General features: G+C 71.5%; 3 protein-coding genes and 1 pseudogene. All 4 read right to left on the bottom strand.

Translation table 11 applies throughout. From position 1 onward, the window contains the following. Positions 1-15: 15 nt before the first annotated feature. Positions 16-1,005 carry an ATP-binding cassette domain-containing protein gene (locus tag V8688_RS18435; protein WP_218722330.1) on the bottom strand — a complete coding sequence of 330 codons (990 nt, stop codon included), beginning with the start codon at positions 1,003-1,005 and terminating at the stop codon, positions 16-18. Beyond that, a complete protein-coding gene (locus tag V8688_RS18430) occupies positions 1,002-14,669 on the bottom strand; it encodes an amino acid adenylation domain-containing protein (protein ID WP_342801321.1) in 13,668 nt (4,555 codons plus the stop codon). Before V8688_RS18430 ends, V8688_RS18435 begins: the two co-directional genes overlap by 4 nt. Positions 14,670-14,872: 203 nt before the next feature. Continuing rightward, a complete protein-coding gene (gene lnt, locus V8688_RS18425; RefSeq protein WP_316575398.1) occupies positions 14,873-16,429 on the bottom strand; it encodes an apolipoprotein N-acyltransferase in 1,557 nt (518 codons plus the stop codon). Between the two features lie 166 nt (positions 16,430-16,595). Next, positions 16,596-16,841 (bottom strand): annotated as a pseudogene (locus V8688_RS18420) (amidohydrolase); the annotation flags it as partial.

The following is a 16,841-nucleotide window of genomic DNA, read 5'->3' as shown; positions in this document are numbered from 1 at the left end:
CTCGCCGAGGCTCGCTCACGACAGGATCTCCTCTTGCACGTCGTCGGTTTCGGGTTCGGCGGCCGGCTCGGCCGGGGTGCCGGTGAGGGAAAGGAACACGTCGTCGAGGGTGGGCCGGACGACGACGGCGTCGAGAACACACACGCCCGCGTCGTCGAGGCGGCGCAGTGCTTCGACCATGGTGCGCGAGCCGTTGCCCACCACCACCGACACCTCGTCGCTGCCGGGTTCGTGGATCGGTTCACCGATCCCGACCTGCTGCAGCACCTGCACCGCGGGACTCGGGTTCTGCCCCGCGGCCAGGGTGACGGTGAGCCGGTCGCCGCCGATGGAGGTCTTCAGCTCGTCGGCGGAGCCGCGCGCGATGACCGTGCCCTTGTCGATGACCGTGATCCGGTCGGCGAGCAGGTCGGCTTCCTCGAGGTACTGGGTGGTGAGCAGCACGGTGGTGCCGTCGTCGACGAGGTCACCGATCACCTGCCACATGTCCAGGCGCCCGCGCGGGTCCAGCCCGGTGGTCGGCTCGTCGAGCACCACCACCGGCGGCCGGGCCACCAGCGCGCCCGCCAGGTCGAGCCGGCGCGCCATGCCGCCGGAGTAGGTGCCGGCGCGCCTGCCCGCCGCGTACTCGAGGCCGAGCGCGTTGAGCAGTTGCTCGGCCCGCGCGGTCGCCTGCTTGCGGGACATGCCGTACAGCCGCGCCACCATCCGTAGGTTCTCGTAGCCGGTCAGGTTCGCATCGACGGCCGCGTACTGACCGGACAGGCCGATCCTGGTGCGCGCGGTGGCCGGGTCGGCCAGCACGTCGACACCGGCGACCCGGATCGAGCCCGCGTCCGGCCGCAACAGCGTGGTGACGACCCGCACGGTGGTCGTCTTGCCCGCGCCGTTGGGACCCAGCAGGCCGAGAACCGTGCCCGCCGGGATCTCCAGATCGATCTCCTTCAGCACGCGCACCTTGCCGTAACTCTTGGCCAGGCCACGTACTTCTACCGCCAAACTCACGGACGCATCTCCTTCTGGCCGCCGCCGCACACGGTGATCTCCGGGACCGCGTCGAGGTGGCGATGCAGCACGGGGCCGATCGCCGCCAGCGATTCCGGCGTGGTCATCGCCGCATGCCTGCAGGGCAGGTCGTGGTTGTGGATGTTGCCGGTGACGAACGGCTGCCAGGCCTCGGCGCACCTGGCCGGATCGGCGGCGTTGATCTCGTCCGCCGCGGCGGTGAAGAACACCAGGTCGCCGTCGAAGGTGCGCGGCCGGAACCGGTTCGCCATCACCGTGCCGTCGGCGTACCCGGTGTAGAGCCGTTCGAGATTCTCGACCGAGAGCGCGGCGAACGGGCCCGGCTGTGCCCGCAGCAGATCCGCCGCTTCGTGCAGGTCGATGTCGGCGGGCAGCTGCGCCCCGCCGAGGATGTCGGCGCCGAACTCGCCGAGGATGTCGGCCACGCTCGGCATCGCGGTGTCGAGCCAGCGGTCGCCGAGCTGGTAGCTGTCCATCATGGCCAGCAGCGCGACGTCCTCCCCCGCGTCCTGTAGCTGCACCGCCACTTCCTGCGCGATCAGGCCGCCGAGCGACCAGCCGAGCAGGTGGTAGGGACCGTGCGGCTGGATCGACTTGATGTGTGCCACATAGTGTCCGGCCGCCTCGGGGATCGAGGTGAACCGGTCGTCGCCGGACACGTGCGGCGCCTGCAGGCCGTACACCGGACGCTCGGGCGCGAGGTGGGCGAGCAGTCCGGCATAGCACCAGGCCAGGCCGATCGCGGGGTGTACGCAGAACAGCGGGGTGTCGTGCGGACCGGTGGACGGACGGAGGGCGAGCACCGGCCCCGTCGCCGCCGCCATCGCCGCGCCCGCGTCGGCACCGTCGAGCCGGGCGGCGATGCCGGCCGGCGTGGCGTCGCCGAACATCAGCTGCACCGGCATGTCGTAGCCCTGCTCACGCAGCGCGGCGACGACCTTGGTAGCCAGCAGCGAGTTGCCGCCGAGTTCGAAGAACCCGTCGTCGGCGCCGACCCGCTCCACCCCGAGCACCTCGGCGAACACCGTGCACAGCGCCACCTCGGCCGGGGTCACCGGCGCGCGGTAGCCCTCGGCGGCGAGGAACACCGGCTCGGGCAGCCGGGCCCGGTCCAGCTTGCCGACGGGGCTGAGCGGCACCTCGTCGAGCAGCATGACCGACTGCGGAACCATGTAGTTCGGCACGTGCCCGCCGACGTGGTCGAGCAGTTCCCGCACCGTCGGCGCGGTGCCCGCCCTGGCCTTCACGTACGAGACCAGCGCGGTGACGCCCGCCTGGGTGGTGTGCCCGATGGTGAGCGCGAACTCGACATCGGCGTGCCTGCCGAACGCGACGTCGATCTCGCCGAGTTCGATGCGGAAACCACGCACCTTCACCTGGTGGTCGGTGCGGCCCACGTACTCGACATCGAGCGCCGACTTCGCGCCGTCGCGCCAGCGCACCAGGTCGCCCGTGCGGTACATCCGTTCGCCCGGTGCGCCGTAGGGATTGGCGACGAAGCGCTGGGCGGTCAGGCCCGGCCGGTTGTGGTAGCCGCGAGCCAGCGCCGAACCGGCCAGCTGCAGCTCGCCGGTGACGCCGATCGGGGTCGGATGCAGCCGCCGGTCCAGCACGGTGGCGCTGACGCCGCGGATCGGGCCGCCGATGGTGATCGGCCCCTGCGGGCTCATCGGCTGCGGCATCAGCGTGACGATCGTCGTCTCCGTCGGGCCGTACACGTTGTAGAAATTGCGTCCCGGCGCCCACCGGGCCAGCAGGTCCGGCGGCAGCGCCTCGCCACCGACGAGCACGTGTGCCAGCGAGTGCACGCCCGCCGGGTCGACGGTACCGAGCGCGGCGGTGGTGATGAACGCGTGGGTGATCCGCTCCCGGATGAACAGCTGCCGCAGATCCTCGCCACCGACGATGCCGGGTGGTGCGATCACCAGGGTCGCCGCCCCGCCGAGCGCGAACAGGATGTCGAGCATCGACCCGTCGAAACTCGGCGTGGCGAAGTGCAGGACCCGGCTGCCGGGCCGCACGTCGTAGCGATCCGCGCACTCGGCGGCGAAGTTCGAGATGCCGCCGTGGGTCACCACCACGCCCTTCGGCGTACCGGTGGAACCGGAGGTGTAGACCACGTACGCCGGGTTGGCCACCCGCAGCGGCCGGATCCGGTCGGCGTCGGTGACCGGCGAATCGTCGGTGCCGAGCACCTTCGCGCGGGTGTGCGGATCGTCGAGCACCAGCCAACGGCAGTCGCCGGGCAGCCGGTCGCGGTGCGCCAGCAGGGTCAGGCCCACGGCCGCACCGGAATCGGTGAGCATGTGGCTGATCCGCTGGGCCGGGTAGTTGGGGTCGACCGGGACGAACGCCGCACCGGCCTTGGCGACGGCGAGCATCGTCGCCACCGACTCCACCGAGCGCGGAATTCCCAGGGCCACCAGGCTTTCCGGGCCGATGCCCTGAGCGATGAGGACCCGGGCGAGCCGGTTGGTCCAGCGGTCGAGCGCGTCGTAGGTGACGACCGTGTCGCCGGCACACAGCGCCACCGCGTCCCTGGACCGGGCGACGGCGGCACCGAACACCTCGGCGAAGCTGACCGGGGTATCCGCGCGGGTGCCGTGCACCGGCGCGAGCGCGGTCCACTCGACGGCGTCGAGCAGCGCGAGGTCGCCCACGGCCGTGTTCGGATCGGCCGCGACCGCGGTGAGCAGCCGCACCAGCCGGTCGCCCAGCCTGCGCGCGGTGACCTCGTCGAACAGGTCCGCCGCGTAGTTCACCGCCAGCGTGACACCGTCGGCGACGCGCGCGGCGGTCTCGGTCTCGGTGAAGGTGAACTGCAGGTCGAACTTGGCGATGCCGGCGTCGGCCTCGACCGCCTCGATCCGCAGCCCGGGCAGCTCGAGCATCCGCACCGGGGCGTTGCGCACCGACAACATCACCTGGAACAGCGGGTGATGTGCCTGGGAGCGCGCCGGATTGAGCACCTCGACGAGCCGCTCGAACGGCATGTCGGCGTTGGCGAACGCGTCGAGGTCGCGGTCGCGCACCGAACGCAGCAGGTCGATGAAGGCGCGCTCGTCGGTGACCTCGGTGCGCAGCACCAGGGTGTTGACGAACATGCCGATCATCGAGTCCAGGGCCGGGTGGCCACGGCCCGCCGTCGCGGTACCCACGGCGATGTCGTCGTCACCGGTGACCCGGTGCAGCAGCACGGCCAGGGCCGCGTGCAACACCATGAACATGCTGACGTTGTTGGCCGTGGCGATGCCGCGCAGCGCCCGGTGGGTGGCCGCGTCGACCTCGCAGTCGACCGTGCCGCCCCGGTAGGAGGGCACCGGCGGGCGCGGCCGGTCGGCCGGGACCGTGATCAGTTCGGGCAGGCCGTCGAGCGCCTCGCGCCAGTGCGCGAGCTGCTTGCTGATCAACGAGTCGGGGTCGTCCTCGGTGCCGAGGAGTTCCTGCTGCCACAGCGTGTAGTCGGTGTACTGGATCTCCGGGATCAGCTCGCCGAACGGCTCGCCCTCGCGGATGCCGCGGTAGGCGGCGGCCACTTCCCCGGCCAGCGGTTCCAGCGACCAGCCGTCCATCGCGATGTGGTGCACGACGAGCACCAGCACGTGCTCCTTGGACCCCGCGACGGCCAGCTTGGCCTGGGCGGGTACCGGCAGGCCGGTGTGGTCGACGGTGATCAACGCGGCTCGCATCGGCACCGAGGACGACAGGTCGAAGCCCGGGGTGACGAAGCGGGTCACCGCGGCGCCGACCTCGTCGGGGGTCGCCGTCGCGTGGAACAGCGTGACGGCCGCGATCTCCGGATCGAGTACGAGCTGTTCGGGCTCGCCCGCGCTCTCCGGGAACACCGTGCGCAGGGTCTCGTGCCGACGTTGCACCGTGTGCAAAGACGCAATGAGCGCATCGAGGTCGATCGGGCCGTGCAAGCGCAGCACGACCGGGATGTTGTAGGCGCCCGCCGACTGGCTCTCGCCCTCGGCGCCCGCGTTGAACCGGTTCAGGAACCAGAGCCTGCGCTGGGCCGCGGACAGCGGAATCCGCTCCGGGCGTTCCTGCTTCACCAGGTCGGGGCGGCCTTCGTCGCCGGACGGCCCGGACTCGATGAGCGCGGCCAGCTCTTCGACGGTCGGCGCGGCGAACACGGTCCGCACCTCCAGCCGCACATTGCTGGCGGCGGCCAGCCGCGCCACCAGCTGGGTGGCCAGCAGCGAGTTGCCGCCGATGTCGAAGAAGCTGTCGGTGGCGGAGACCTCGTTACCGCCGACCAGTTCCTCGAACACCCGCGCGACGAGCCGCTCGGACGCGGTCTGCGGCGCGCGGCCCGCGGTGGCGGTGAACTCCGGTTCCGGCAGCGCGCCCCGGTCCAGCTTGCCGACCGGGGTCAGCGGTACGCGGTCGAGCAGGGTCAGCGACGCGGGCACCATGTGCCCGGCCAGCCGGGCCGCCGCGTGGTTTCGGACCCGAGCCAGTTCGGTCGGGTCGGTGCCCTCGGCCAGCTGCACCCAGGACACGATGCGGTCGTCGCCGGCGATCCGCCTGACCTCGGTGTGCGCGAAGCGCACCTCGGGATGGCTGCCGAGCACGGCGCTGATCTCGCCGAGCTCGATCCGGAAGCCACGCACCTTGACCTGGTGGTCGCTGCGGCCCAGGTAGTCCAGTTCGCCGTCGGCGGTCCAGCGCACGACGTCACCGGTGCGATACATCCGGGCGCCCGCGGGCCCGGCCGGATCCGCGACGAAGCGCCCGGCGGTCAGGCCGGACCGCTGGTGGTACCCCTGCGCGATGCCCGCGCCGCCGAGGTAGAGCTCGCCGGGCACGCCCGTGGCGACCGGCCGCAGCCGCTCGTCCAGCACGAGGACCTGCGCACCACGCACCGGCGTGCCGATGGTCACCGGGACACCGACGCGCAGCTGCGACATCGCCGCGATGACGGTGAACTCGGTGGGGCCGTAGGCGTTCACGAACCGGCGGCCCGGCGCCCAGTTCTCCACCAGGTCCGGCGGCACGGCCTCGCCGCCGGCCATGAGTCCGCGCAGCCGCGGCAGCGGCCAGCGGGTGGCGTCGATCGAGGCGAGCACCGCCGGGGTCAGGAAGGTGTGGGTGATGTCCTCACGCTCGAGCAGCGCGCCGAGCTCGTCGCCACCGTAGATGTCGATCGGGCCGATCACCATCTCGGCCCCGGACCAGACCGCCAGCAGCATGTCGAGCACGGAGACGTCGAAGCTCGGGGTGGAGAAGAAGAACGTGCGGGCGAAGCGGTCCAGGCCCATCCGCTCCTGCAGGTCCACCGCCAGGCTCACCAGACCGCTGTGGGTGACGGTCACGCCCTTCGGCAGACCCGTGGAGCCCGAGGTGTAGATCTGGTAGGCCAGGTCGGCGGGGCGCACCGGCCGGATGCGCTCCGCGTCGGTGATCGGCACGCTGTCGTAGCCCGCCAGTTCGGCGTGCAGTGCCTCGTCGTCCACCAGCAGCCACTGGGTGTCGAGTGGACCGGCCGCCTCGCGCAGCGACTCGGCATCAGCCGTCGTGGTGATCACCGCGCGCGCACCGGAGTCGGTGAGCATGTGCCGCACCCGGTCGGCGGGGTAGCGCGGGTCGACCGGCACGAAGGCCGCGCCGCTGGCCGCGACGCCGAAAATGGCCAGCGCGCAGTCCAATCCGCGGGTCAGGCCGACCGCGACGCGGTCGCCGGTGCCGATGCCGCGAGCGATCAGCGCACGCCCGAGCCGATGCGCCCGGAAGCCGACCTCGTCGTAGTTCAGCTCCCCCACCGCACCGGCGACGCTGCCGCCGGCGAACCAGCGCAGGGCCGGGCGATGGGCGAAGGTGGTGGCCGCGCGTTCGACGATGTCGGCCAGCACGATCGGGGTCACCGCGGCCGGTCCCTGCGCGGGCACCAGCGACCGGCGCTCGGGCACCGTGAGGGCGTCGATCTCGCAGACCAGCTGTCGCGGATCGGCCGTCACCTGGGTGAGGATCTCGACGAACCGGATGGCCATGGTCTCGACCGTGGCGGCGTCGAACATCTCGGCGGCGTACACGAAGTCGAACGTGCGGGTCTCGCCGTCGCCGGGCGCCACCCGCAGCTCCAGATCGAACTTGGCGCGGGCGATGTCGAGTTCCTCGGCCGCCAGCCGCAGACCCGGCAGTTCCAGTTCCGGCGTGCGGTCGTCCTGCATGCTCAGCGCGACCTGGAACAGCGGGTGCCGGTTGCTCGCCCTGCTGTCGCGGCCGAGCGCGTCGACGACGCGCTCGAACGGCAGGTCGGAGTTGGCGATCGCGGCGAGTTCGTCGTCGCGGTCGGCGTGCAGCAGGTCGACGAAGCTGCGGCCCGGGTCCACGTCGGACCGCAGGACCAGCGTGTTGACGAACATGCCGACCAGATCGTCGAGCTGGATGTCGGTGCGGCCGGCCACCGGCGTGCCGATCGGGATGTCGCGACCACCGGTGACGCTGCGCAACAGCACCGCCAGCGCCGAGCGGACCACCATGAACAAGCTGACACCCGTCTCCGCAGCCAGCTCCTGCATGGCGCGCTGCAACGGTGCCGAGATCTCACACCGCACGCTGCCCGCCACTCCGGTCGGTTCGGCCGGACGCGGCCGGTCGAACGGCAGCGGCAGTTCGTCGGGCAGTTCGGCCAGGGCCGCGCGCCAGTGCGCGAGCTGGGTGGCGGCGATGCTGTCCGGGTCGTCCTCAGCGCCGAGAACCGCGCGCTGCCACAGGCTGAAGTCGGCGTACTGCACGGGCAGTGGCGCGCGCACCGGTTCGGTGCCCGCCGCCCTGGCCACATACGACAGCGCCAGGTCCCGGGTGAGCGGACCGAGCGACCAGCCGTCGGCGGCGATGTGGTGCACGACCACGCCGAGCAGATGCTCCCCCGGCCCGACCCGCAGCAGCCGGGCCCGCAGCGGGGTCTGGCCGGTGAGGTCGAAGCCCTGCCGGGCCAACGTGGTCAGCGCATCGAGCGCCTGGTCCGGATCGGCGTCGACGGCCTCGAGCGCGGGCAGCGCCGCGGCGACCGGCAGCACGATCTGCTGGGCGCCGGACAGATCCTCCGGGAAGATCGTGCGCAGCACCTCGTGGCGCTCCACCAGATCGGTGAGTGCGGACCGCAAAGCGCTGATGTCCAGATCTCCGCCGATTCGCAAGACGAATGCGATGTTGTAGGCGCTGGATTCGGGGGACAATCTGTTGAGGAACCACAGCCGCTGCTGCGGCAGCGACAGTGGTATGCGTCCCGGGCGTGGGGTGTGTACCGCCAGCGCCACCCGCTGCGTCCGGGGCGCTTCCGTGATCAGCTGGGCGATGCCCGCCACGGTCGGCGCCTCGAAGATCTGCCGGACCGGCAGGTCCACACTGAAATCCGCGTGCACGGCCGCCGCGAGCCGGGTGGCCAGCAGCGAGTTGCCGCCGATCTCGAAGAAGCTGTCCTCGGCGCCGGGAACCGGGCGGCCGAGAATCTCGGTGAATACCGCGGCGACCCGCATCTCCAGGTGCGTGCGAGGTGCGCGTGATCCGGCGGCGACGGCGAATTCCGGTGCGGGCAGCGCCTTTCGGTCCAGTTTGCCCGCCGGGGTCACCGGCATCCGGTCCAGCACGGCCAGCGCGGCCGGCACCATGTAGCCGGGCAGCCTGCCGCGCGCGGTGTCGAGCACCGCGGCCGGGTCGACCGGGCGGTCGGCGGTCACGTACGACGCGAGCCGCTGCTGGCCCTGCTCGTCGACGTGCACGACGGTCAGCGCCGAGCGCACGCCCGGGTGTTCGCGCAGGACGTGGTCGATCTCGCGCAGTTCGATCCGGAAGCCGCGGATCTTGATCTGGTCGTCGGCGCGACCGAGGAAGCGCAATCGGCCCACGGCGTCGGAGACGACGAGATCGCCGGTGCGGTACATGCGTTCGCCGACGCGCCCGTGCGGGTTGGCGACGAATCGCTGCGCGGTGAGCGCGAGCTTGCCGAGATAGCCGCGGGCGACACCGGGACCGGACACGTAGAGCTCACCCGGGGTCCCCGGCGGCACCGGGCGCAGACGGCCGTCGAGCACGAACAGCCGCATGCCACGCACCGGCGCGCCCAACGGCACCGGCTCCCCCGCCACCATGGCCGCGCTCGCGGTGACCGCGACGGTCGCCTCCGACGGCCCGTACATGTTGTGCATCCGGTAGTTCGTCGCCCACCGCTGCACCAGCTCGTCCGAGCAGGCCTCACCACCGACGATGACCGTGCCCAGGTCCGGGAAGTCGCCGGCGGGCACCGTGGCCAGCGCGGCCGGAGTGATGAACGCGTGGGTGATCCGCTCCGAGCGCAGGAAGTTCGCCAGTTCCACGCCGCCGTACAGATCGGCGGGCGCGACGACGACGGTCGCCCCCGCGGCGAAGCCGAGCAGCAGCTCGAGCACCGAGGCGTCGAAGCTGGGCGAGGAGAAATGCATGGTCCGCGCCGCGTCGGTCACCTTGAACAGCTGCGTCTGCTCGCTGGCGAGCGAGGCGATGCCGGCATGGGTGACGACCACGGCCTTGGGCGTGCCCGTCGACCCGGAGGTGTAGATCAGGTACGCGGGCTGACCGGCACGCATCGGGTGACTGCGGTCGGTGTCGGTGAGCGGGGTGGCCGAACGGCTCGCGCAGTCCGCCTCGAATTCGGCGGTGCCGAACACCAGCCACTCCGGCGCCTTGCGGTGCTTGCCCGTGGTGGTGGGCAGCGCGGCGAGGTGTTCGGGCAGGGTGAGCCCGAGCGCGGCGCCGGAGTCGCCGATCATGTGTGCGATCCGCTCGGCCGGGTAGGCCGGATCGACGGGCACGTACGCGGCGCCGGACTTGGCCACCGCCCAGATGGCGACGATCGACTCCAGGCTGCGGGGCAGCGCGACCGCGACCACCGCTTCCGGACCGGCGCCGTGCGCGATCAGGCTGCGCGCCAACCGGTTCGAGCGTTCGTCGAGCTCGCGGTAGGTGGTGTCGAAGCCGAGGTAGCGCACGGCGACGGCGTCCGGCAGCCGCTGCGCGATCTCCCCGAGCAGCCGGGCCAGGGTGCCGGCGGGCTCGGCCGGTGCGCCCGCGACGGGCACCAGCCGCGCGATCTCGCGGCGCTCGAGCAGGTCGAGATCGCCGATCGGCCGGGTCGGGTCGGCCACCACCGCGGCCAGCAGCGTGGTGAACCGGCGGGCGATGGCCTCGACCGTCGCGCGATCGAAGACGTCGGTGGCGAAGCCGAATTCGGCGTCCAGTGGTCCGTCGTCGTGGTTGTCGCGCACCTCGAGCTGCAGGTCGAACTTGGCGACGCCGGACTCCAGCGGCACGAGTTCGGCACTGACACCGGGCAATTCGACCCGCAGTTCCGGGGTGCGGTCGTAGGACAGCATCACCTGGAACAGCGGGTGCCGGGCCGTGGAGCGTTCCGGGTTGACGAGGTCGACGAGGCGCTCGAACGGCACGTCGGGGTTGGCGAAGGCGTCGAGGTCGGTCTCGCGGACCTGGTCGAGCATCCGGTCGAAGCCGGCGGCCGGGTCGACCTCGGTGCGCAGCACCAGCGTGTTGACGAACATGCCGACCAGCTCGTCGAGGGCCGGATCGGACCGGCCCGCGATGGGCGTGCCGATGGTGATGTCGTTGCCCGCGCAGATCCGGGCCAGCAGGGCCGCCAGGACCGCGTGCAGCACCATGAACATGCTCACGCCGTGGCTGTGCGCGAGTTCGCTCACCGCCCGGCGCATTTCGGCGTCGATGGTGAATCCCACCGTGTCGCCGCCGGTGCCGCGCCGCAGCGGGCGCGGGCGGTCCAGCGGCAGGTCGAGCTGATCGGGCAGCCCCGCCAGCGCGTCGCGCCAGTGGCCGAGCTGCTTGCCCAGGGGCGCTTCGGGATCGGTCTCGTCCCCGAGCAGTTCCCGCTGCCACAGCGCGAAGTCGGCGTACTGCACCGGCAGCGGGGTCCACTGCGGCGCGGCGCCCTGCGCCCTGGCGGCCACGGCCGACATCAGGTCCCTGGCCAGCGGCGCGATCGACCAACCGTCGCCGCTGATGTGGTGCAGCACCACCAGCAGGACGTGCTCGTCGGCGCCGACCCGGAACAGGGCGACCCGCAACGGGGTCTCGGTGCGCAGATCGAAGCCGCGGCCGGTCGCCTCGGCGACGAGGTCGGTGAGATCGGCAGCGACGACGTCGACCGGTGCCAGGTCCGGTTCCACCGCGGCCGCGGGATGGATCAGCTGGTAGGCGCCGTCCGGCCCCTCCGGGAAACTGGTCCGCAGGCTCTCGTGCCGGTCCAGCACGTCGCGCAGGCCGGCCCGCAGGGCGTCGAGGTCGAGGCGCCCGGTCAGGCGCAACGCGAGCGGCATGTTGTAGGCCGCGGCGTGTTCGGCGAATCGGTTGAGAATCCACAGCCGCTGCTGGGCCAGCGACAGCGGCACCCGTTCGGGCCGGACCGCGGGAACCAGCTTCGGCGTGGAGGTTTCGGGCTTGTGGGTGCTGATGTAGCCGGCCAGCGCCGCGATGGTCGACGCCTCGAACAGGTCCCGGATGGTCAGGTTCGCGTCGAGGGTGGTGTTGATCCGCGCGACCGCGCGGGCCGCGACCAGCGAGTTGCCGCCGAGATCGAAGAAGCTGTCCTCGATGCCGATCGCGGTGCCGTCGAGGGCCAGCACCTCGGTGAAGATCTCGGCGAGCGCGCATTCCAGCTCGGTCTGCGGTGCGGCGGCACCGGTGGTGAGCCGCACGCCCACGGTCGGCTCGGGCAGCGCCTTGCGATCGACCTTGCCGTTGGCGCTCAACGGCAGTTCGTCGAGTACGACCAGCGCCGAGGGCACCATGTAGGACGGCAGACCGCGTCGCAGTCCCGACAGCAGGACGGCGGGCTCGGGGGCCGCGCTGCCCGGCGTGGCCACCACGTAGGCGACGAGTTCGTCGTCACCGGTGCGCCCCGCGCGTGCTACACAGACCGCGCGGGCGATGTGGTCCTGAGCGAGCAGCGCGGATTCGATCTCACCGAGTTCGATGCGCAGACCGCGGATCTTGACCTGGAAGTCGGTGCGCCCCAGGTATTCCAGGATCGGCCGGTCGAGCTGCCAGCGCGCCAGGTCACCGGTGCGGTACATGCGCGCACCGGGAGTGAACGGATTGGCGACGAATCGGTCGGCGGTCAGATCGGGACGGCCGAGGTATCCGCGCGCCAGCTGCGTGCCCGCCAGGTAGAGCTCGCCGACGACCCCGGGCGGGACCGGGCGCAGCTGCGGGTCGAGCACGTAGGTCTGGGTGTTCCACACCGGCGAGCCGATCGGCACCGTGGTCGCCTCGGCCGGGCACGGCCAATAGGTGACGTCGACGGCCGCCTCGGTGGGCCCGTACAGGTTGTGCAGCTCCGGACCACCGGTCGGGCCGTGCAGCGCGGTGTGGAAGTCGGCGACGGTGGCTCCCGGCAACGCCTCCCCACTGCAGAACACCCGGCGCAGCCCGGCCCCGCCTGCCACCCGCGGGTCGGTGACGAACAGCGACAGCATCGACGGCACGAAATGCGCCGTGGTGATGGATTTCTCGGTGATGATGCGGGCGAGGTAGGCCGGGTCCCGATGTCCGTCGGGCGCGGCGACGACCAGGCGCGCGCCGACCTGCAACGGCCAGAAGAACTCCCACACCGATACGTCGAAGGTGGCGGGCGTCTTCTGCAGGACGGCGTCGGTGTGGTCGAGCGGGTACTCGGCCTGCATCCAGCGCAGCCGGTTGACGATCGACGCGTGCGTGACGCCGACGCCCTTGGGCTTGCCGGTCGAGCCGGAGGTGAAGATGACGTAGGCGAGGTGCTCGGGGCGCAGTGGCGCGCGCCGATCGGCGTCGGTGATCGGCGCGACGTCGTGCCCGGTGACGTCGAGGGTGTCCAGATCCACCCGCGCCACGCCCTCGGGCAGGCGCACCAGGTCGCGGGCCGCGGTGAGCACGCACACCGGCCGCGCCTGCGCCACCACGGATTCGATGCGGTCGGCGGGGTGTTCCGGGTCCAGCGGCAGGTACGCGGCGCCGGTGGCGAGGACCGCGTACATGCCGATGACCATCTCGATACTGCGGTGCAGGCACAGCCCGACCGTCGTCTCCGGGCCGGCACCCCGCGCGATGAGCTCGCGCGCCAGCTGGTTCACCCGATCGGCGAGTTCGGCGTAACCGATGGCGCGGTCGCCGAATTCGAGCGCGACGGCATGCGGGCTGCGCCGCGCCTGGTCGGTGAACAGCGACACCAGCGTGGCGGTCGGCACCGGCATCTCGGTGGCGTTCCACTCACGCAGGACCCGCGCCTGCTCCGCGGTGGTGATCGCGGTCAGCGCGCGGGTGGGGGTGGTGGGCTCGGCAGCCAGGAAGCGGGCGAGGAAATCCAGGTAGCGCCCGTGGTGGGCGGCGACCTCGGCCTCACCGTAGAGCTTGGGATTGGCTTCGAAGTCGAGCTGGATGCGGCCGCCGTCGCCGTTGTAGATGTTGATCGAGAGGTCTTCGACGGGGCCGGTCGCGAGCACGTGCAGCTGGCCGGCGATGTCGCCGAACTTCAGCTCGTCGTGGAACAGCATGATGTTGACCATCGGGCCGAAGAAGCCACGCGCGTCGCGCGAGTAGCCGCAATCGCGGCGGATGTCGTCGGAACGGTAGCGCTGGTGCCGCAGCGCGCCGGTGATCTGCAGCTCGGTCTGGCGCACGACGTCGGCCACGGTGGTGTGCTCGTCGAAGCGCACCCGCAGCGGCACCACGTTCGACACCACACCCGCCGAACGGCGCAACGCGACGGTGGTGCGGGCCGAGACCGGAAGGCTCAGAACGACATCGGAGTCACCGGTCACCGACCGCACGTAGGCGGCCAGCGCCGCGACGATGAGCGCGGAGTTGGCCGAGCCGTGCGTGGCGATCGCCTCGGTGAGCAGGGTGTCGAGATCGGGATCGAGGACCGCGGTGGCGCGATGCCGACCCGGATCGTGGGTGTCGCCGGTGACGGTCACCGACGACAGCGTCATCGGCTCGCCCACACCGGCGAGCTGTTCGGTCCAGTACTCGCGATCGGCGCGGCAGCGGCTGGACTCGCGGTAGCGGGACTCGTCGGCGTAGAGGTCGACCAGCGCGGCGGCGCGCGAGACCGACGGTTCGCGCTGCTCGCCGATGGCGGTGTATATCTCGGCCGTGCGAGTCAGCGCGTTCATCGCACCGTAACCGTCGATAACGATGTGGTGTCCGCGTTCGTACCAGAACCAGTCCTGGTCACCGATCCGCAACACGACATTGACGGTGAGCGGCTCGCGCTCCATATCGATGGGGGTGCTGGCGTGGTCGTTCATCCAGCGCAGCGCCGCGGCGCGCGGGTCGGGCTCGCCGCGCAGGTCGATCCGGGCCCAGCCCGGCCGCCACGCCAGGTCGACCCGCTGATGTGGCACGCCGTCGATCTCGAGTAGGCGCACGTGTCCCACCTGGGATTCGGCACCGTAGCGTTCGACCGCGTACAGCAACCGGCCGACGTCCAGGTCACCGTGCAGTTCGACGTAATGAGCGATCGTGAGGGGAATATCGGGCCGGATCCGTTGCGCGTACCACAGGGCCGTCTGACCGGGCGAGAGAGCGAACGGTTGGCCCGGATCGTCGTCGGTGAGGCATGAGCTGACGCGGTCGGTGGCCAATGAACTCATCAAGCACTCCGTTCTGCCTTTGTGTCACAACTCCCCGAGCAGCGCCCGGGCACACGACGGCCCTGGGCGTGGCTATCCACGCCCATAGATTCGGAGTACTCCGGCAGCCGGATGGCTACCGATGTGGATTTGTTTCGAGCTCTGTGGAATACACCCCTGTAGCAGCTACTTTCGGCCGCTTCCCCCGGGTTGAAACAAACCGCTTATTCGGAATTCTGCGAGCTTCGCGAAACCTGCGCCTGATTCGCTCGCCTACGCCGGAAAAACACCAGCGCCACGCCGATCGCGGTCAGAATAACGGACGTCACTTCTGGCGCCGCGCCGATCCGCGTCGCGATCGTCGTCGTGTCGCGCAATGGTAGCTGGGCGACCAGCGCGGCGGGCACGACTTGCTCGGACTGTTGTGCGATCTCGCCGTTCGCGGTGATGATCGCACTGACCCCGGTGGTTGCTGCGATGACCAGAGCGCGGCCGTGCTCGACCGCCCGCACCCGCGACATGGCCATCTGCTGGTAGGTCATCTCGCTGCGGCCGAAGGTCGCGTTGTTGGTCGGCACGGTCAGCAGTTCGGCGCCCGCGGCCATCGATTCCCGGAATGCCCGATCGAACGCCACCTCATAACAGGTGGCAACCCCGATCCGCACCCCCGCCGCCGTGACCGTTCCGTCACCATCGCCGGGCACGAAATATCCGGCCTGGTCGGCATAGGACGAGAACAATCGGAAGAAACCGCGCATCGGCAGGTATTCGCCGAACGGCTGGATGATTTTCTTGTCGTGCCGATCGGCGGGCCCGGCCGCGCCGTTCCACACCATGACCGAGTTGGTGGTCGTACGGTCACCGTTCACCAGGACTGCGCCGACCAGGATCGGCGCGCCGATCCGCTGGGAGGCCTCGCTGATCTCCGCGGCGGCGTCGGCGTTGCGCAGTGGATCGATATCGGAGGAGTTCTCCGGCCAGATCACGACGTCCGGCCGGGGTGACTGCCCGCGGTCGACGGCGTCGGCGAGCTCCTCGGTGCGCCGGACGTGGTTGTCCAGCACGGCCCGCCGCTGGGCGTTGAACTCCAGGCCCAACCGCGGCACGCTGCCCTGGATCGCGGCGACCGTGATCGTCCGGTGGCCGTCGTCCGGGGCGGGCAGCGTCGGCCGGAGGATCACTCCGGCGAGGGGCATGATAGCCACAGTGACGGCGGCGGTGGCAAATCCGATCCGCGTGCCCCGGCCGATCGCCCGCGGCGCCGGCGTGCGCGCCCAGGCGAGCACGCGCAGCGCCAGCGCGGCCAGGCCGGTGCCGGTCAGCGCGACGGCGAACCCGATCAGCGGCGCGCCGCCGTAGGCGGCCAGGGGGAGGTACCAGCCGTCGGCCTGCCCGAAAGCGACACGCCCCCACGGGAATCCACCGAAGGGGAAACTCGACCTCGCCCATTCGGTGGCCGTCCAGGCGAGCGCGAGCCAGACCGGCCAGCCGGGCAGCCCGCTCAGCCACCGGGCGAGCACGCCCCACAGGCCGATGAACACCGCGCACGCGGTCGACAAGGCCAGCCACGGCACCGGCCCGACGTAGATGCCGGTCCACGGCAGCAGCGGGACGAAGAAGGCGAACCCGCCGAGGAAGCCGTAGCCGAATCCACCCCGCAGCGTGCCCGGTCCCCGGACCGCGACGGTGAGCAGCGCCAGCGCGATCGGCGCGAGGAACCACCACGGCCGGGGCGGAAAGCTGCCGAACAGCAGCAGACCACCCGCGACGGCCGTCGCCATGCGAGCCAGGACACCGAACCGGTCACCGCCCGCCGCACTGCCCGGGGTCGCGGGGTCGGTCGGGCCCGACCCGGCCGCGTCGGCGGTCGTGGCGTCGGGCCCTGGTTCGGTGGCGGGGTGGATCATGGTGTCCTGCTCCGTGATTGGTGTGCCGGTGCGGTCGTGGTCAGGCGCGGTAGATGGTGGCGCCGTTGTGCACCGTGCGCAGGCAGGTCGGCAGGTCGGCACCGGGATCGAGCCGCGGCAGACCGGGCACGCGCGACCGCGGGTCGGTCGACCAGCGTTGCACCGTGTCGGCGGCCGCCGCGACGACGAGATCGCCCGCGTCCCACACGGCGTAGGAGGCCGGGGCGCCGGGCACCAGGGTGCCCGCGACACCGTCACGCACCCCACCCGCCCGCCAGGCGCCCCG

It is taken from the genome of Nocardia sp. No.11 (assembly GCF_038752175.1).
GTDB lineage: Bacteria > Actinomycetota > Actinomycetes > Mycobacteriales > Mycobacteriaceae > Nocardia > Nocardia canadensis.
The sequence above is the reverse complement of the archived record's forward strand: the minus strand, read 5'-3'. Positions and strand labels throughout refer to the sequence as shown.

Excerpts from the sequence above, each read along its gene's own strand:
- V8688_RS18430 (WP_342801321.1), bottom strand. The coding sequence starts at position 14,669 with ATGAGTTCATTGGCCACCGACCGCGTCAGCTCATGCCTCACCGACGAC.
- lnt (WP_316575398.1), bottom strand. The coding sequence starts at position 16,429 with ATGGCGACGGCCGTCGCGGGTGGTCTGCTGCTGTTCGGCAGCTTTCCG.